This window comes from Daejeonella rubra, assembly GCF_900103545.1.
Taxonomy (GTDB): Bacteria; Bacteroidota; Bacteroidia; order Sphingobacteriales; family Sphingobacteriaceae; genus Daejeonella; species Daejeonella rubra.
Genome location: NZ_FNHH01000002.1, coordinates 54989 through 72373, shown reverse-complemented (window position 1 = coordinate 72373; position 17385 = coordinate 54989). Strand labels below are relative to the sequence as shown.

Genomic DNA, 17385 nt, shown 5'->3' with positions numbered 1-17385 from the left:
ATATATCCTTAAGTGAATTTGCTGTGATCAAAATGGTGGGATATAAATTACAGGATTGATGCTTTATTAGAGACGAATTTTATTTCCTCCTTTTATAAAAAGAAAGATATTAAAGTGTAATTTCAATTTAAAGCAATTTTTATGGAGGATTCTAAAACAAAAGGAAAGCCTTTTTACAGAAATGCATATCTGTATTTTATACTCGCCGCTGCGATTACAATTTTCGCTTTCCTACCATCCTACTTTTATCGCTTAACAGTCACAGACAGTGCTCATCACTTTCACGGAATTACAGCCACACTTTGGTTGATCCTGCTTATCATACAACCATATTTATATCAGGCAGGTAAGCTTAAGTGGCATCGGATGATCGGTAAGATCTCCTTTATACTAGTGCCTCTAATAATAATAAGTGCCTTAAACATGGTACAGATCATGCTGATCAATCAGGCAAACTATCCCCCACATAAAGCTTATCAGCTTGCCTTCATAGATTTCGTAACCCTAATTCAATTTCTGCTATTCTACATCCTGGCAATTTACAAACGAAAGGAAATTCAGCTTCATGCACGTTATATGGCTTGTACCGTGCTTGGGCCTTTAATTCCCGCACTTACCCGCCTGCTTTTCCGAATCCCCTATATAAACAATTTTGACAAATCACTCAATATCAGTTATATACTTATCGAAATTGTATTGGTTCTGTTAATACTGGATGATAAGAAAACAGGAAAGATACGCCTGCCTTACCTATTAGCATTATTTTTATTCATGCTTCAGCATTTACTGATGAATTTTGCTTCACAATGGGAATGGTGGACTAAAATAATGAACGCATTTGCCTATCTGAACATTTAAAAATCAATCATGAAAAAATTATTCCTTTTCATTTTGCTGGCAATCAGCATTAATTCTTTTGCCCAAAACAAGCACAATCAGGAAGAGAAAGAAATCCTCTTGAAAGTACAGCAGTTCTTTGATGCATTGGAAACACAGGATACGATACTTTTTAAGTCGATCTTATTGCCAGAGGGACAAATGTGGTCGATTTCTGAGAAAGAAAACAGTGTAAAATATTCTATGAGTCAGTTTCGCGACAGACTGAAAACATTCATAAATCCTGCAAGAGTGATACAGGAAAAGATGCTTTCTTCAGAAATAAAAATCCATAAACAAATAGCTATGGCATGGGTGCCCTATACATTAAACATCAGTAGTAAGTTTAGCCACACCGGAGTAGATGTTTTTACTTTGTTAAAGACAAATGAAGGATGGAAAATATCAACAATTGCCTTTACTATGGATTACGGATCGAGTCCGGAATGACAGACGGATCAGGTTCAGGCTGATGATTACTTTTTTGAAATCATCAGCATTTCTTCCAACCTCAGACTTCAGACCTCAGACTTCTTACTTCATACTTCAGTCATCAGACCTCAGACCTCAGATAATTTACTACCAACGCGCTATTCTTTTATCCGCTCCAGTGTCATTCCGGCCCTGAGCCGGAATGGTAAATAGCCTTCACCCCCGGTAATTCCTTACCTTCCATGTATTCAAGTAAAGCACCACCACCGGTAGAAACGTAACTTACCTGATCTTCAAATCCGAATTTTGACACAGCCGCTGCTGAATCACCGCCGCCGATCAAGGAAAAGGCTCCATTTTTTGTAGCTTCTACAACCGCTACTGCAACTGCTTTGGTACCTACTTCAAATTTATCCATTTCAAAAACCCCCATTGGGCCGTTCCAAAGAATAGTTTTGGAGTTCTTGATCACTTCACTGAATAGTTTAGCTGTCTCCGGACCGATATCCAATCCCATCCAATCACTTGGTATGGTTCCAGTTTTAACTACTGCTGTCTTAGCATCCGGAGAGAATGCATCTGCAATGATCGTATCTACTGGTAAAATCAGGTTTACTTTCTTCTGCTTTGCTTTTTCCATTAACTCAAGAGCTAGAGCCATTTTATCATCTTCACATAGTGATGTACCGATCTGTCCGCCCTGTGCTTTCGCAAACGTATAGGCCATACCACCTCCAATGATCAAATTATCAACCTTCTCCAGTAATTTCTCGATCAGCAGGATCTTATCCGAAACTTTAGCTCCACCCATAATGGCTGTGAAAGGTCTTTCGGCATGATTCAGAATCTTCTCTGCATTAGCCAGTTCCCCAGCCATCAGGTATCCAAAATATTTTGCATCAGGGAAGAATTTTGCAATAATAGCCGTCGAAGCATGTGCACGGTGAGCAGTTCCAAAGGCATCATTTACATAAACATCACCCAATTGTGCCAATTTTTTGGCGAAGGCCTCATCACCTTTCTCCTCTTCCTTATAAAAACGCAGGTTTTCGAGCAGCAAAACTTCGCCCGACTTTAATGCCTTCGACTTTGCGATCGCATCTTCTCCGATACAATCAGGAGCAAAATGAACATCCCTGTTCAATAAAATAGCCAGGTGTTTAACAATATGTCGCAGGGAATATTTATCATCCGGACCATCTTTTGGTCTTCCCAAATGCGACATTAATATCACAGAACCACCATCTTTTAATATCTTCTCAATAGTTGGTACAGCACCTACCATACGGTTATCATCAGTAATATTAAAGTGGTCATCAAGGGGAACGTTAAAATCTACCCTTATTAATGCCTTTTTGCCAGAAAAATTTAAAAAATCTATTGTATTCATATCATTATGTTTTAAGCGAATGACCGCCGTATTTATTGAATTTTAACATACATCGCCCTATGCGGACCGATGCCTGGTATTTCGAATTCTTCTGAAATAAATTCAAAACCCAATCCGGTATAAAATCGAAACGCTGCCTTACGAGCATTGCACCACAGATAATTTGCTTTTAGTCCGCGAAGATAAACGATTGAGAAGTTTACCAACTGATTTCCAATTCCCATTCCCTGAAAAGAAGGAAGTGTAGCCATACCTCTCAACTGATAACCAGTCCCACTAAAACCTTCTCTGCCCTGTTGATGAAAACTGGCAACACAAACCTGAATGTCATCCTTAAAATAACCCAGATGAAATGATAATTCGTCATCATCTCCTTCAAAACTGCATAATTCAGGTTCTGCTCCATCCCGCAAAACGGGACTTCTCAGGGCAAGTGTATCTTGTGAACTTATAAATTTGATCATAATCAGGGGTCAGTTCCTAAGAGCAGCAATTTTTACCACAAGGTCGGCAAGACGGTTTGAATAACCCGACTCATTATCGTACCATCCAACTACCTTAACAAGCTCACCAACCACGGAGGTCAATTCAGAGTCAAAAACACAGGAATGGGGATTATCAATAATATCAACAGAAACAATAGGGTCGGTAGTATATTCCAGAATACCTTTCAGATAGCCTTCTGAAGCCAATTTAAATGCCTGATTGATTGCTTCCATACTTGGACGAACTTTCAGGGTACAGGTAAAATCTGTTAATGAGCCATTCAATACCGGAACGCGAATTCCTGCACCTCCTAACTTCTCATCCAGATGGGGAAATATAGTTGTGATCGCTTTTGCTGCACCAGTTGTTGTAGGAATAATTGATGCCGAAGCAGCTCTGGCACGCCGAAGGTCCTTATGCGGGGCATCATGCAAATTCTGATCTCCGGTCATTGAATGTACCGTAGTGATATATCCATCTATTATTCCCCAGTTATCATCAAGCACCTTAACCATTGGCGCAACATTATTGGTTGTACAAGAGGCATTGGAAAGTACCGGAGACAGAAGATCAACAAGATGATCATTAACCCCAAGTACAACTGTCGCAACATCTTTATCCGGTGATGGCGCTGAAATTAGAACCTGTTTTGCTCCAGCCTTTAAATGCAGACCGGCGCCTTCGAAACTTGTAAATTTACCTGTTGATTCAATCACCAGATCTATACCTAGTTCTTTCCAGGGAAGTAAGGAAGGATCTTTTTCAGCAAACACATGAATTGGCTTCCCATTAACCATCAGGTGGGCACCATCAGCAGTCACAGTACCATCAAAACCGCCATGAACTGAATCGTATTTAAGCAGGTGAGCAAGAGTTTTGGTATCGGAGAGGTCATTAATGGCCAATACCTCTAAGCCTGCTTTCTTAAGCAGAGCTCTAAGGGTAATTCTTCCGATACGACCAAAACCATTAATTGCTATTTTCATATTCAACTCGATAATAGTTCAAAGTTATTCAATTGAATGAAAAAGAGGCTCTAAAAAAATCAGAGGAACGAATAATTTCATTTATAATCATTCAGAAGTGCTATGCTGATGAATAGAAGTGCTATGCTGATGAATATCAGCTTAGAAATCATCGAAAATTAAAACATTTCAGTGTAAGCATTGTTTGTAGATTTATGAAGAAACCATCTGATAAAACAGAGAAACTGGTACCCGGCGACTCAGAACAAAAGGAAATCAGGCATACTGAGGATGATCAGGGAGCCGTAGTAAAAGATGCCGATAAGATCTATCATAAAATAGATGCCGATTTCAAAGATGCTGCTAAAAAGAGAGAAGAGGGTGAACAAGTGATACGTCCCAGGGATGCGGATAAATCAGAAGAAACCAAATAATTGCAATTTCAAATCATTAATCAATAGCACAGCTGGCAATTATCTGACCAAATTATATATGGAATGAAGCTGAATTTTGAATAAAATCAGGATTCAGTTGGTGTAATATGCTCATTTATCACCTTCCAAAGCATATCCTTAAGTTCAACCAATCCTTTTTGTGCTACTGAGGAAATAAATATGGTTGGGATAGCGGGCAATTCCCTTTTCATTTCGGTCATTAGTTCATCATCCAGCATATCAGATTTACTGACAGCCAGGATTCTCGGCTTCTGCATTAGCTCCGGATTGTATTGTTCGAGTTCATTCAGCAGAATTTCATACTCCTCTGTGATACTGCGGTTTGTATCTGCAGGAACCATAAACAAAAGCACCGAATTACGCTCAATATGTCTTAGAAAACGAATTCCAAGCCCTTTACCTTTTGAAGCTCCTTCAATGATCCCGGGAATATCTGCCATCACAAAAGATCGATTATCGCGATAGGAAACAATACCCAGATTTGGAACAAGGGTAGTAAATGCATAATCCGCGATCTCAGGTTTTGCCGCAGAAAGAACTGAAAGAAGTGTTGATTTTCCGGCATTCGGGAAACCTACCAGACCAACGTCTGCCAGGATCTTTAACTCCAGAACCATCCATTCCTCTTTGCCCGGCTCTCCGGGCTGCGAATATCTTGGGGTTTGCTTGGTCGATGTTTTAAAATGCCAGTTTCCTAGTCCGCCACGACCACCTGGTGTCAGAATTTTGGTTTCTCCATCCCTGGTGATCTCAAATATAATCTCACCAGTTTCAGCATTTCGTGCAATGGTGCCCAAAGGAACTTCAAGAATCTCATCAATTCCGGTCCTGCCAGACTTCTGTCCGCTGGAACCAGGAAATCCATTCTCGGCAATAATGTGTTTTCTGTATTTAAGATGCAGTAAAGTCCAGAGCTGGCTGCTTCCTTTTACTATGATATGCCCGCCTCGTCCTCCATCACCACCATCCGGGCCTCCTTTTGAAGTTAAAATATCACGATGCAGATGTGAAGAACCTGCTCCGCCATGGCCTGAACGGCAGCATATTTTAACGTAATCAACAAAATTTGAGCTCTGAGACATAATTTAATTTTACAGAGAACAAAATCCGGGCAGGAATCTTATTGATCTCAAAAAGATGAAATTACTGATTTATTCAGCAATTAAAAGGTATCAACAACGGTACAGATAGACGAGAATATTTCATCAACTGTGCCTATTCCGTTAATGCTTGTAAATTTATTCTGGTCCTTATAGTAATTTGCAACAGGAGCTGTTTTAGAGTTATATTCAACAATTCGCTTACGAATGATCTCCGGATTTGCATCATCAGGACGTCCTGAAGCCTTACCTCTGTTTAACAAACGTTTCTCTAACTCCTCGTCATTAACAACAAGGGCTATCATACCAGAAATAGAAGAGGATTTTGTAACTAATAAACTATCCAGTGCTTCAGCCTGAGCAACAGTACGGGGAAAACCATCAAAAATAAAACCGTTTGCATCCTTATTAGAATCCAGCTTATTACTGATCATACCGATCACCACTTCATCAGGAACCAATAATCCCTGATCCATCAGCTTTTTCGCTTCAAGACCAAGTTCAGTACCCAGTGAAATTTCAGATCTAAGAATGTCACCCGTCGACAAATGAATAAGTTTATACTTATCTATCAACTTTTCGGATTGTGTTCCTTTACCAGCTCCCGGAGGGCCAAACAGTACTAAGTTCAGCATTCGATATCTAATTAATCCTGTTGGGTCAATACAAAAAGAATTGATGACAGGGTGGTTTAATGCAAAATTAAAAGCCTCTCCACAACATAATGGAAAAGGCTTTTATTATGTGCACCTGAAGGGAGTCGAACCCCTAACCTCCTGATCCGTAGTCAGGTGCTCTATCCAATTAAGCTACAGGTGCCTTTTTAACGGACTGCAAAAATATGCTTTCTTTTTAAACTAACATAGTTTTTTTGAAAATTCTCGCAATCCCTTAAAAATCAAGGTTCAAAGACCTTTAATTTAGTTAAGTGCTACGCGAATTGCGTTAAAATCAGGAAGATCACCTGCTGATTCCAAAACTTCTGCATAAACTACCTGGTGATTTTCATCCAGTACAAATGCCGCTCTTTTAGAAACGCCCTTCAGATTAAACACAAACTCATCATAAAATGCCCCATAACCCTGTGACGTTTCTTTGTTAAAATCCGATAAAAGCGAGAACTGGTAGTTATTATCTTCTTTAAATTTAGCTAGAGTGAATGGAGAGTCAACAGAAATTGCTAAAACCTCAGCTCCAAGACCATCATAATATCCGAAAGTATCACGCATGGTGCATAACTGGGTAGTACATACACCTGTGAATGCCATAGGGAAGAAATGTATCACTACTTTTTTCCCTGCAAAATCTGCTAATGAAATTTCCTTCAGATCAGAGCTGAATAAAGTAAAATCAGGTGCTTGTTGTCCTTTTGATAATGTCATAAAATATATTTTTTTCGAAGGTAATATTTTTAACGACCAACATATCTTCAATAGGATTTCCTTACAATTTTAGGACACAATTCACGAATTATAATAAAGATTTAAGTTGCATATCCATAAAAGCGATCCCCTCTTCAAAAGAACGTGGATCATAACCTAATTCTGTTCTGGCTTTATCAAGAACAAATCCGGTCTTTTTAGGCCTTTTAGCCGTCTGATTTAAACTTTCGGCTGAGATGGCTCTTATCAATGTTTTGTCGAGTCCGTAAAAGTCAGCCACACGTTCAACTATTTCCAGTATACTCATCAAATCCTTTCCTGAGACATTATAGACTCCGGTAGCATTTTTCTTAACTGCAAGGAGGCAGCATTCAGCCAGGTCTTCGGCCAGAGTAGGCATTCGCCACTGGTCATTCACAACATGAATAGGCTCACCTTTCTCGAGTGCGCCTTTGGCCCATAAAACAATATTGCTTCGGCTCATATCGTTCACAATTCCATAAACGATGATGGTTCTTAAAATAGCCCATCTGCAGGAAGATTTTTTCAAAATCAGCTCAGATTCCAGCTTCGTTTCGCCATAATAACTTAAAGGATTAGGCTCTGCTTCCTCAGTGTATGGCCCGTCCTCTCCGTCAAAAATAAAATCTGTAGACAAATGGATCAATTGAATATCCCTGCTTTCACAAACTTCAACAAGATTTTTTACTGCCTGCACATTAAGCGCATAACATTTGGATCGTTCAACTTCACAGGCATCCACATTGGTCATTGCAGCAGTATGTATTATTGCATCAGGCCGGTATTTTGCAACAAGCTCATCAATTAGGGCCTTGTCCAGTATATCCAGTTCTTCGTATATATATCCTGCCTTCACCGGATGCCTGTCAGGACCTGTTGAAGTAGCAATCAATTCAATCTCCTTATCTGCAAGACTCAAATCGGTTAGTTTTTGTCCCAAAAGTCCGTTACTACCGGTTACCAATATTCTTTTCATAGCTCAAAATAAAACAAGATTTATTTAAGAAGGGAAATTATTGCAAATAAAGGTTATTTCTTATAGGGTAATTATGATTTAAGAAAGTTGATGGCACTGAATTGCTGTCATCCTGCGTACCTGGCAAATTAGTGTTACCTATATTTCAGGCTTGTCTGGTTCTTTCAAAATCGCTAACAATGTTTGTTGTTGCAGAGAAGATACTCATCACTGATACATCAAACCATGAGCAATATGAAAACTACAACCATAAACTTACACTGAACCACACTATTGATTATACAATTTGTTATGCACAGGTTTAATTAACACCAAAGAACGTTTCAGCATTCTTGAAAAATATCTTTTCTTTTTGTTCGACGGTTAAGAAGTCCAGCTCGTTAACTGAATTAATGATTTTGTCAAGGTCTCCATTATCAGAACCAAACATCAATCTATCTTCAAATCCTGAGTCAATAAGAGATTTCATGTAGGCATTAAAGTCAGGCTTCTTGAATATATCAGGATTTGCAAGAACTGAGATGTCAGCATATACCTGAGGGTAATCTCTCAATATTTCAAGTGTGCCTTTTAAATATGGAGCTCCGGCGTGCATAATCCATACTTTGAGTCCCGGGAATCTTATCAGAATATCTTTCATTAGTGCAGGGTCGCCCATCAATGGATTATAGTTTGGACAAAGATTATTGGGACCTGCTAAGCCTGTATGTATTCCTACAGGCAATTTAAATTCCTGGGCTAACTCATAATACGGAAACATAATTGAATCGGATGGAGAAATGCCATAATATTCATTCAAAAGTTCTCCAAAAAAGTCGATTTTTTTATCAATAATTTGCTGTCTTATCCAGGCAATATCAGGAAATTCTCTACCGTCCGAAAAACATTTTTGTCCGCTATACGGAACTATCCCATTTGGGCATGGAAACATTAAACCAATTAAGAATCCGGTTTTAGTACTTGTCCTGTATGCCTCTTGATTGTCCCATGAACTGCTAACAGCACCTCTTACAATTTTGTGTTTTTCAAGTCCGGCAAATTGTTTATTAATATCCTGAGCTGCATGTAAATGGGTGTCAAATATATCTCCTTTATACTTATTTTTATCCTCACATGAAGTCAGAAACAGCAACATTATCAGTATATAAATTATGAATTTCATTTGGATATCTTTTATAATTCAATACCGGGATTCCTCAAACTTGCGCACATATTTAATTATGCATTGTGGATGATAAAAAACCACAGGTTCACCAAACCCTATGATATTACAGCTACTTTAGCATCCTCTCTTAAATATCTCTATTAACTCCGGGATATCCTAATGGGAAGGCTACAATTTCAAATCAACAGGATTTTAATCAGCCGTTTACTGACAACTGAAAACAGACAGCTGATAGATAACAGCCAACTAATATCCAGTTATCCAAAATCCCTTTCCTGCCTTAGTGGAAAAGTATGTGCATAATATTCTAAAAAAACTTTTATTAAGTATTTGATTTACGGGGATAAAGAGTATTTTTGCAGACCAAAAAAACGCCTCTTAAAATGGGCTCAAATTGTTGATTTAATAAAGTTTTACAAAATTTATATGCCAAACTCCGGAAAAATTGCACAGATCATCGGACCTGTAGTAGACGTAAGCTTCACTGAAAATGCACACTTGCCAAAAATTTATGATGCTTTAGAGATCGTAAAAGACAATGGACAAAAGATCATTCTTGAAGTTCAGCAGCATCTTGGAGAAGACCGTGTTCGCGCTATTGCGATGGACTCAACAGACGGACTTGTTCGTGGAATGAAGGTAGTAGATACCGGATCTGCTATTAAAATGCCGGTTGGCGACAAGATCAAAGGTCGTTTGTTCAATGTTGTAGGACAAGCTATTGATGGAATTGACACCATGGATAATTCTGATGGTTATCCTATCCACAACACTCCACCAAAATTTGATGAGTTAAGTACAGAAACTGAAGTGCTTTTCACCGGTATTAAAGTAATTGACCTTCTTGAGCCTTATGCAAAGGGTGGTAAAATTGGATTATTTGGTGGTGCGGGTGTAGGTAAAACTGTATTGATCATGGAATTGGTAAACAATATTGCGAAAGCATATTCAGGTTTATCAGTATTTGCGGGCGTTGGAGAACGTACACGTGAAGGAAATGACCTTTTACGTGAGTTTATTGAATCAGGAGTTATTAACTATGGTGATGCATTTAAGCATTCTATGGAAGAAGGCGGATGGGATCTTGCATCTGTTGACAAAGAAGCATTAAAAGATTCTAAAGCAACATTGGTTTTCGGACAAATGAATGAGCCTCCTGGTGCTCGTGCACGTGTGGCTCTTTCAGGATTAACTGTTGCTGAATATTTCCGTGATGGAGAAGGTGAAGGACAAGGAAAAGATATTCTTTTCTTCGTTGATAATATTTTCCGTTTCACTCAGGCAGGTTCTGAGGTTTCGGCTCTATTGGGTCGTATGCCATCTGCAGTAGGTTACCAGCCAACACTGGCAACTGAGATGGGATTGATGCAGGAAAGAATTACCTCGACAAAACGTGGTTCAATTACATCTGTTCAGGCCGTTTACGTTCCTGCGGATGATTTGACTGACCCTGCACCGGCAACAACATTTGCTCACCTTGATGCAACTACTGTATTATCACGTAAAATTGCTGAGCTTGGAATTTATCCTGCAGTGGATCCTTTGGATTCAACTTCACGCATTCTGAACGCTGCAACTCTGGGTGATGAGCATTATGGTACTGCTCAGCGTGTGAAAGAAATTTTACAACGTTATAAAGAATTACAGGATATCATCGCCATCCTTGGTATGGACGAATTATCAGAAGAAGATAAGTTGGTAGTAGGTCGCGCACGTCGTGTGCAGCGTTTCCTTTCACAGCCTTTCTTCGTAGCTGAACAGTTCACCGGACTTAAAGGAGTATTGGTAGACATTAAAGATACCATTAAAGGTTTCAATATGATCATGGACGGAGAAGTGGATGAATATCCTGAAGCTGCTTTCAACCTGGTTGGAACAATTGAAGATGCTATTGAAAAAGGAAAGAAAATATTAGCTGAATCAAACTCGTAGGAGATATTAGATAGGAGATGTGAGACATGAGATAATAGATAGGAGAATAAACTCACATCTCACATCTCACATCTCACATCTCAGATCTCAACTCTAAAAACATATGAAATTAGAAATATTAACACCCGATAAAAAGGTTTACGAAGGAGAAGTAAGATCAGTAACCGTACCTGGTACGATGGGATCTTTCGAAGTTCTTAAGGACCACGCGCCAATTATTTCAACACTGGAAGATGGCAAAGTGATCATTCGTAAAGACAATACAGAGGAAACCATTTATATCAAAGGTGGAGTAATTGAAGTATTGAATAATTCAATTATGGTACTTGCCGAAGGAATCCAAAATTCCTGATCTTAAAAAATCATAAAAAAGCCCTTTTGATCCCCGGATCAGAAGGGCTTTTTTGTTTTCAATTAAATCATTTTTTTTATTGATAATTCTGATTTCAGGCAGAAATTTCCTCTCAATTGAAAAATCTCATTTTTTGAACCGAAAACCGAAAACCGTTTTGGTCTATTTATGCCATACAATATATACGTAATTGCATATTATGACATATTAAATATTGTTATTTTAATTTTTTCAATATTTTATTCTTATTTAAAATAATTACTCTTGCTATTGATAGTTAAATCTTAAGCACTTAAATTGAGATTTAAATAAATAAGAAAATTTTAAAGGTTTAAATAATGATCGGCAGATTGAATTTTACATCTCAAAAACTGACTAATCCGGGATTAATCTCCGCTATTTACATTCTATATATTATTCTGCTCATTCCTATCATTAAGGCCTAAGATTTAATAACACACTAAAAATCGAACGCCTTCCTCAGAAAGAAAGGCTTTTTTTTTAGACAATAATTATTGAAATATAATATTAACATATCCATATATCCGGCAACGGAAAATAGATTACGATTTATAAAAGAATAGATGGAACTTAACAAATACAGCAAAACAGTTACCCAGGATCCTACGCAACCCGCATCACAGGCAATGTTATACGGAATAGGATTAACTACTGAAGATCTTGCAAAAGCACAGGTAGGAATTGTAAGTATGGGCTATGATGGCAACACCTGCAACATGCACCTGAATGATCTTGCAAAAGATGTTAAACAAGGAGTATGGAACAATAACCTGGTAGGACTGATGTTCCATACCATTGGAATTAGCGACGGTATAACCAACGGTACTGAAGGAATGCGTTATTCCTTGGTTTCGAGGGATCTCATTGCCGATTCTATTGAAACTGTTTGCGGAGGTCACTATTATGACGGTCTGATTGCCTTACCAGGATGTGATAAAAATATGCCCGGAGCGATCATGGCAATGGGCCGTTTAAACCGCCCCGCGATCATGGTTTACGGCGGAAGTATTCATTCAGGAAATTATAAAGGACAATCTTTAAACATTGTTTCTGCATTCGAGGCTTTAGGTCAAAAAATGGCTGGCAATCTGGAAGAAGAAGATTTTCAGGGTATCATCCAGCATGCCTGTCCGGGTGCCGGAGCTTGTGGAGGAATGTATACAGCCAATACCATGGCATCGGCAATTGAAGCAATGGGCATGAGTTTACCTTATAGCTCCTCCTACCCTGCCTTAAGTGCAGAGAAAAGACAGGAATGTCTGGAAGCAGGAAAATATATCAGAATACTGCTTGAAAAAGATATCAAACCCAGAGATATCATGACCAGAAAAGCATTCCACAATGCAATAGTCACGGTAATGGTACTTGGAGGTTCTACAAATGCGGTTCTGCATTTAATTGCAATGGCAAAATCAGTAGGTATAAAACTTGAATTGGCCGATTTTCAGAAAGTGAGCGATGAGACCTCTGTAATTGCAGATCTTAAGCCAAGCGGGAAATATATGATGGAAGATGTTCATACGATAGGCGGTATGCCTTCTGTATTAAAATATCTTTTACAAAAGGGACTGATCCATGGCGACTGTCTGACCGTTACAGGAAAGACACTTGCTGAGAATGTTGCAGATGCAGCCGACCTGGATTTCAGCACACAGGATGTTATTCTTCCATACGAAAACCCGGTAAAGAAAACAGGGCATTTGCAAATGCTTTACGGCAACCTTGCCCCTCTGGGTTCGGTAGCGAAGATCAGTGGTAAAGAAGGTGAATCGTTCACCGGTCCGGCAAGAGTGTTTGATGGTGAGTTTGAATTGATCCATGGTATTAGCAGTGGTAAGGTAAAAGCAGGAGATGTGGTTGTGATCAGGAATGTAGGACCGAAAGGTGCTCCAGGAATGCCGGAGATGTTGAAACCAACTTCTGCCATCTTTGGAGCAGGTCTGGGCGCATCTGTGGCGCTGATCACAGACGGACGTTTCTCAGGTGGAACTCATGGCTTTGTTGTTGGACACATGACTCCGGAAGCATTTGAAGGTGGTAATATCGGACTGGTAAAAGATGGTGATACCATTGAAATAAGTGCAAGTAAAAATTCCATCAATGTGATGATCTCTGATGAAGAGATGGAACAGAGAAGGAAACTCTGGAATCAACCGGAGCCTCCTGTTAAGAACGGAGTTTTATTCAAATATTTTAAACAGGTAAAGAACGCTACTGAAGGCTGCGTTACTGACGAAGAGTAAAAAATTCAGCCATCGGATGAATTATCTATCCTTTGGCTTAAAACAAAATAAAGAGAAATATTATGGAAACTGAGCAGCAGGTATTGGGTAACCCTACAGGAGTGGAAACGATTGAAGTTTCGGGTTCTGTAGCTCTACTCGAAGCATTGATCACAGAGGGTACCGATGTCATATTCGGATATCCAGGTGGAGCAATAATGCCCATCTATGATGCATTATACGACTATAAAGAGAAATTAAACCATATTCTTGTAAGACATGAACAGGGCGGTATCCACGCCGGACAAGGTTTTGCAAGAACATCAGGAAAAGTAGGTGTTGTATTTGCAACCAGCGGACCAGGTGCAACAAATCTGGTTACAGGCCTTGCCGATGCGATGATTGACAGTACTCCCCTGGTATGTATCACCGGACAAGTATTTGCGCACTTATTAGGTACAGACGCTTTTCAGGAAACAGATGTAATCAATATCACAACACCTGTAACTAAATGGAACTATCAGATCACTGATGCAACCGAAATTCCGGAAGTGATCAGTAAAGCCTTTTATATCGCCAGAAGCGGCAGACCAGGACCAGTTTTAATTGATATCACTAAAAATGCTCAGATACAGAAATTTGATTACAGCGGCTATACTCCTTGTAATCATATTCGCAGCTATCGGCCGAAACCTCTGATCAGAAAGGAATATATCACACAGGCTGCAGAATTGATCAATCAGGCTAAAAAACCATTTATCATTTGGGGCCAGGGTGTTATTCTGGGTGAAGCTGAACTGGAATTCAAGGCCTTTGTTGAGAAAAGCGGGATCCCTTCTGCATGGACCATACTTGGCGCGGGAGCTATCCCAACAGACCATCCGCTGAACGTAGGAATGCTGGGAATGCATGGAAATTATGGCCCGAACGTACTTACAAATGAATGTGATGTTTTAATAGCTATAGGCATGAGATTCGATGATCGTGTAACCGGCCGTCTGGATAAATATGCTAAACAAGCTAAAGTTATCCATCTGGATATTGACCCGTCTGAAATAGATAAGAATGTTCAGACAACAGTTCCGGTTTGGGGTGATTGTAAAGAAACTATCCCTGCTTTAACAGAACTAATACAACAAAAAGAACATACTGAATGGCTGCAAAAATTCAGAGATTTCGATAAAAAAGAGATTGAGGCGGTTATTCACAATGAACTTCATCCTGCCAGTGGAGAACTAACTATGGGTGAAGTGATCCATCAGTTAAATGAACTAACTAAAGGGGAAGCTGTGATTGTTACGGATGTTGGTCAGCATCAGATGGTGGCCTGCAGGTATGCAAAATTGAATAATACAAGGAGCAATGTAACCAGCGGCGGACTAGGAACTATGGGCTTTGCCCTTCCGGCAGCTATTGGTGCTAAATTCGGTGCTCCTAACCGGACAGTGGTAGCAGTTATTGGCGATGGCGGATTTCAAATGACCATTCAGGAACTCGGCACGATCATGCAAAGTGGTATTGATGTGAAGATCCTGATTCTGAACAACAGGTTTTTAGGGATGGTAAGGCAATGGCAGGAGCTGTTTAATGAGCATCGCTATTCATTCGTTGATATTGCCAGCCCTGATTTTGTTGCGGTGGCCGCTGCCTATGGCATAAAAGGCAGAAGCATCTCTGAACGTGAAGATATTACTACTGCATTGCAGGAAATGCTAAATAATAAGGGTTCCTTCTTATTGGAAGTAATGGTAACTAAAGAAAATAATGTATTTCCAATGGTGCCACAGGGATGCAGTGTTAGTGAGATCAGATTGAAATAATAAATGTTCAGCAGAACCAGGAAAAAAGACAATATGAGCAATCAGAACGATACAGAAAAACCGTCAGGAAAACAGGAATATAATATTACTGTCTATACTGAAAATCAGATCGGCCTCCTGAACAGGATCGCGATCATTTTCACCAGACGCAAAATAAATATTCATAGTCTCAATACCTCTCCTTCCGAGATCGAGAGCATCCACCGCTTTAATATAGTGGTTCAGGAAACTGAGGACGTAGTAAGAAAGCTGTCCAGACAAATAGAAAAGCAGGTGGAAGTATTGAAAGTGTATTTCAACACAAATGAGGATGTGATCTGGCAGGAACTTGCTTTATACAAGGTTCCCACTGATATTATTGCAGAAAAGGCAAGCGTGGAGCGTTTACTTCGCGAGAATGGTGCGCGTGCAGTTGTGATCCGTAAAGATTATACTGTTTTTGAAACTACAGGGCATCGTGAAGAAACAGATGCACTGATCAAGATCCTGCAACCTTTTGGACTGATCGAATTCGTTCGCAGTGCACGTGTGGCTATCATAAAACATAGTGATGGCTTTAACCGCAAACTTCGTGAGTTTGAAAAAGCCGAACCCGGTGAGGAAGTAGCTGAGAATGAATATCTTAATAACGGACAGAAGATCTTCACCATGTAGAGATCTCTAAAAATAAATGATTCAAATAAATAACATTAAATAAAAACACAAAGTAAAAACAAAACAATATGGCAAAGATCAATTTCGGTGGGGTTGTAGAAGAGGTAGTAACCCGCGAAGAATTCCCCTTAGACAAAGCGCGTGAAGTTTTAAAGGATGAAACTGTAGCAATTATTGGTTATGGGGTTCAAGGTCCGGGACAAGCATTAAACCTGCGCGACAACGGTATTAATGTAATTATCGGTCAGCGTAAAGACTCTAAAACATGGGACAAAGCTATCGCAGATGGTTGGGTACCCGGAGTAACTCTGTTTGAAATTGAAGAAGCTGCTGAAAAAGGTACCATCATTCAATATCTTTTATCAGATGCAGGTCAGATCGCTCTTTGGCCAACAATCAAAAAATACCTTACTCCCGGAAAAGCACTATACTTTTCTCATGGATTTGGTATCACGTACAAGGAACAAACCGGAATCATTCCTCCTGCAGATGTTGACGTAATTTTAGTTGCTCCAAAAGGATCAGGAACTTCATTACGCCGTCTTTTCTTAGCAGGTAAAGGCCTGAACTCTTCTTTTGCTATCCATCAGGATGCAACAGGCAAAGGAAGAACCCGTGCTATCGCATTAGGCATTGGTGTTGGTTCAGGATACTTGTTCGAAACTGATTTCCGTAAAGAAGTATACTCTGATCTAACAGGTGAGCGTGGTACTTTGATGGGCGCTATCGCTGGTATCTTCGAAGCACAGTATAACACACTTCGCAGAAACGGTCATTCACCATCTGAGGCTTTCAACGAAACTGTTGAAGAACTAACTCAAAGTTTAATGCCATTGGTTGCAGAGAATGGAATGGATTGGATGTATGCTAATTGTTCAACAACTGCTCAACGTGGAGCACTAGACTGGAAAGGTCGTTTCCGTGATGCAACCCAGCCAGTTTTTGATGAACTGTATGAAAGTGTAGCCTCAGGAAAAGAAGCTGAACGTACAATTAAATTGAACAGTCAGCCTGATTACCGTGTAAAACTTGAAGCAGAATTAAAAACTCTTCATGATAGCGAAATCTGGCAGGCAGGTCAGGCAGTAAGAAGTTTACGTCCTGAGAATCAACCTGAAAAGTAACAAGTAACAAGT

General features: G+C 39.5%; 17 protein-coding genes and 1 tRNA gene. 9 read left to right on the top strand and 9 right to left on the bottom strand.

The annotated features are described in order from the left end of the window. Positions 1 to 141: 141 nt before the first annotated feature. Positions 142 to 858, top strand: a complete 717-nt coding sequence (locus tag BLR27_RS01800; protein WP_090698627.1) for a hypothetical protein — start codon at positions 142 to 144, stop codon at positions 856 to 858. 9 nt (positions 859 to 867) lie between these two features. Beyond that, positions 868 to 1326 carry a nuclear transport factor 2 family protein gene (locus BLR27_RS01795; RefSeq protein ID WP_090698623.1) on the top strand — a complete coding sequence of 153 codons (459 nt, stop codon included), beginning with the start codon at positions 868 to 870 and terminating at the stop codon, positions 1324 to 1326. A 163-nt stretch (positions 1327 to 1489) separates the two neighbouring features. On the opposite strand, the gene BLR27_RS01790 is transcribed toward BLR27_RS01795, so the two are convergent. Genes BLR27_RS01790 through gap form a run of 3 tightly spaced genes read right to left on the bottom strand, consistent with a single transcriptional unit; the run spans position 1490 to position 4170 of the window. Then, positions 1490 to 2698, bottom strand: coding sequence for a phosphoglycerate kinase (locus BLR27_RS01790; protein ID WP_090698619.1), 1209 nt, complete (start codon positions 2696 to 2698; stop codon positions 1490 to 1492). Between the two features lie 32 nt (positions 2699 to 2730). Further along, on the bottom strand, positions 2731 to 3162 hold the full coding sequence (locus BLR27_RS01785; RefSeq protein ID WP_090698616.1) for a GNAT family N-acetyltransferase: 432 nt from the start codon (positions 3160 to 3162) through the stop codon (positions 2731 to 2733). 9 nt (positions 3163 to 3171) lie between these two features. Next, a complete protein-coding gene (gene gap / locus BLR27_RS01780; protein ID WP_090698613.1) occupies positions 3172 to 4170 on the bottom strand; it encodes a type I glyceraldehyde-3-phosphate dehydrogenase in 999 nt (332 codons plus the stop codon). Between the two features lie 194 nt (positions 4171 to 4364). Between gap and BLR27_RS01775 the strand changes: the two genes are divergently transcribed. Continuing rightward, entirely contained in the window at positions 4365 to 4583 is a 219-nt protein-coding gene (locus BLR27_RS01775) for a hypothetical protein (RefSeq protein ID WP_090698609.1), read from the top strand. An 86-nt stretch (positions 4584 to 4669) separates the two neighbouring features. On the opposite strand, the gene obgE is transcribed toward BLR27_RS01775, so the two are convergent. From obgE to BLR27_RS01745, 6 genes are all read right to left on the bottom strand, one after another. Then, complete coding sequence (gene obgE / locus BLR27_RS01770; RefSeq protein WP_090698604.1) at positions 4670 to 5686, bottom strand: GTPase ObgE; 1017 nt, start codon at positions 5684 to 5686, stop codon at positions 4670 to 4672. A gap of 80 nt (positions 5687 to 5766) precedes the next feature. Then, the gene (locus tag BLR27_RS01765; RefSeq protein WP_090698600.1) at positions 5767 to 6339 is read right to left on the bottom strand and encodes an adenylate kinase; all 573 of its coding nucleotides are present in this window, start codon (positions 6337 to 6339) and stop codon (positions 5767 to 5769) included. 110 nt (positions 6340 to 6449) lie between these two features. After that, positions 6450 to 6523, bottom strand: a tRNA-Arg gene (locus BLR27_RS01760). Between the two features lie 101 nt (positions 6524 to 6624). Beyond that, positions 6625 to 7086, bottom strand: coding sequence for a redoxin domain-containing protein (locus BLR27_RS01755; RefSeq protein WP_090698598.1), 462 nt, complete (start codon positions 7084 to 7086; stop codon positions 6625 to 6627). Between the two features lie 88 nt (positions 7087 to 7174). Further along, the gene (locus BLR27_RS01750; RefSeq protein WP_090698594.1) at positions 7175 to 8083 is read right to left on the bottom strand and encodes an SDR family oxidoreductase; all 909 of its coding nucleotides are present in this window, start codon (positions 8081 to 8083) and stop codon (positions 7175 to 7177) included. Between the two features lie 301 nt (positions 8084 to 8384). Continuing rightward, on the bottom strand, positions 8385 to 9245 hold the full coding sequence (locus tag BLR27_RS01745) for an amidohydrolase family protein (protein WP_090698590.1): 861 nt from the start codon (positions 9243 to 9245) through the stop codon (positions 8385 to 8387). A gap of 429 nt (positions 9246 to 9674) precedes the next feature. Here BLR27_RS01745 and atpD point away from each other — a divergent pair, with 429 nt between their 5' ends. The 6 genes from atpD (at position 9675) to ilvC (ending at position 17373) form a co-directional block, all read left to right on the top strand. After that, positions 9675 to 11180, top strand: coding sequence for a F0F1 ATP synthase subunit beta (gene atpD / locus BLR27_RS01740; RefSeq protein ID WP_090698585.1), 1506 nt, complete (start codon positions 9675 to 9677; stop codon positions 11178 to 11180). A 103-nt stretch (positions 11181 to 11283) separates the two neighbouring features. Then, the gene (atpC, locus tag BLR27_RS01735; protein ID WP_090698582.1) at positions 11284 to 11532 is read left to right on the top strand and encodes an ATP synthase F1 subunit epsilon; all 249 of its coding nucleotides are present in this window, start codon (positions 11284 to 11286) and stop codon (positions 11530 to 11532) included. A gap of 584 nt (positions 11533 to 12116) precedes the next feature. Further along, positions 12117 to 13796: a dihydroxy-acid dehydratase gene (gene ilvD, locus BLR27_RS01730; protein ID WP_090698577.1), complete on the top strand. Its 1680-nt coding sequence runs from the start codon at positions 12117 to 12119 to the stop codon at positions 13794 to 13796. A 62-nt stretch (positions 13797 to 13858) separates the two neighbouring features. Further along, positions 13859 to 15595, top strand: a complete 1737-nt coding sequence (ilvB, locus tag BLR27_RS01725) for a biosynthetic-type acetolactate synthase large subunit (RefSeq protein ID WP_090698573.1) — start codon at positions 13859 to 13861, stop codon at positions 15593 to 15595. A 33-nt stretch (positions 15596 to 15628) separates the two neighbouring features. Then, on the top strand, positions 15629 to 16249 hold the full coding sequence (ilvN, locus tag BLR27_RS01720) for an acetolactate synthase small subunit (protein ID WP_090699323.1): 621 nt from the start codon (positions 15629 to 15631) through the stop codon (positions 16247 to 16249). Positions 16250 to 16317: 68 nt separating this feature from the next. After that, complete coding sequence (ilvC, locus tag BLR27_RS01715) at positions 16318 to 17373, top strand: ketol-acid reductoisomerase (RefSeq protein ID WP_090698570.1); 1056 nt, start codon at positions 16318 to 16320, stop codon at positions 17371 to 17373. Positions 17374 to 17385 lie beyond the last annotated feature (12 nt).

Coding starts and splice junctions, on each gene's coding strand:
- BLR27_RS01750 (WP_090698594.1), bottom strand. CDS start 8,083: ATGAAAAGAATATTGGTAACCGGTAGTAACGGACTTTTGGGACAAAAA.
- gap (WP_090698613.1), bottom strand. CDS start 4,170: ATGAAAATAGCAATTAATGGTTTTGGTCGTATCGGAAGAATTACCCTT.
- ilvB (WP_090698573.1), top strand. CDS start 13,859: ATGGAAACTGAGCAGCAGGTATTGGGTAACCCTACAGGAGTGGAAACG.
- obgE (WP_090698604.1), bottom strand. CDS start 5,686: ATGTCTCAGAGCTCAAATTTTGTTGATTACGTTAAAATATGCTGCCGT.
- BLR27_RS01755 (WP_090698598.1), bottom strand. CDS start 7,086: ATGACATTATCAAAAGGACAACAAGCACCTGATTTTACTTTATTCAGC.
- atpC (WP_090698582.1), top strand. CDS start 11,284: ATGAAATTAGAAATATTAACACCCGATAAAAAGGTTTACGAAGGAGAA.
- BLR27_RS01785 (WP_090698616.1), bottom strand. CDS start 3,162: ATGATCAAATTTATAAGTTCACAAGATACACTTGCCCTGAGAAGTCCC.
- BLR27_RS01775 (WP_090698609.1), top strand. CDS start 4,365: ATGAAGAAACCATCTGATAAAACAGAGAAACTGGTACCCGGCGACTCA.
- BLR27_RS01765 (WP_090698600.1), bottom strand. CDS start 6,339: ATGCTGAACTTAGTACTGTTTGGCCCTCCGGGAGCTGGTAAAGGAACA.
- ilvD (WP_090698577.1), top strand. CDS start 12,117: ATGGAACTTAACAAATACAGCAAAACAGTTACCCAGGATCCTACGCAA.
- BLR27_RS01790 (WP_090698619.1), bottom strand. CDS start 2,698: ATGAATACAATAGATTTTTTAAATTTTTCTGGCAAAAAGGCATTAATA.
- BLR27_RS01795 (WP_090698623.1), top strand. CDS start 868: ATGAAAAAATTATTCCTTTTCATTTTGCTGGCAATCAGCATTAATTCT.
- BLR27_RS01745 (WP_090698590.1), bottom strand. CDS start 9,245: ATGAAATTCATAATTTATATACTGATAATGTTGCTGTTTCTGACTTCA.
- atpD (WP_090698585.1), top strand. CDS start 9,675: ATGCCAAACTCCGGAAAAATTGCACAGATCATCGGACCTGTAGTAGAC.
- ilvC (WP_090698570.1), top strand. CDS start 16,318: ATGGCAAAGATCAATTTCGGTGGGGTTGTAGAAGAGGTAGTAACCCGC.
- ilvN (WP_090699323.1), top strand. CDS start 15,629: ATGAGCAATCAGAACGATACAGAAAAACCGTCAGGAAAACAGGAATAT.
- BLR27_RS01800 (WP_090698627.1), top strand. CDS start 142: ATGGAGGATTCTAAAACAAAAGGAAAGCCTTTTTACAGAAATGCATAT.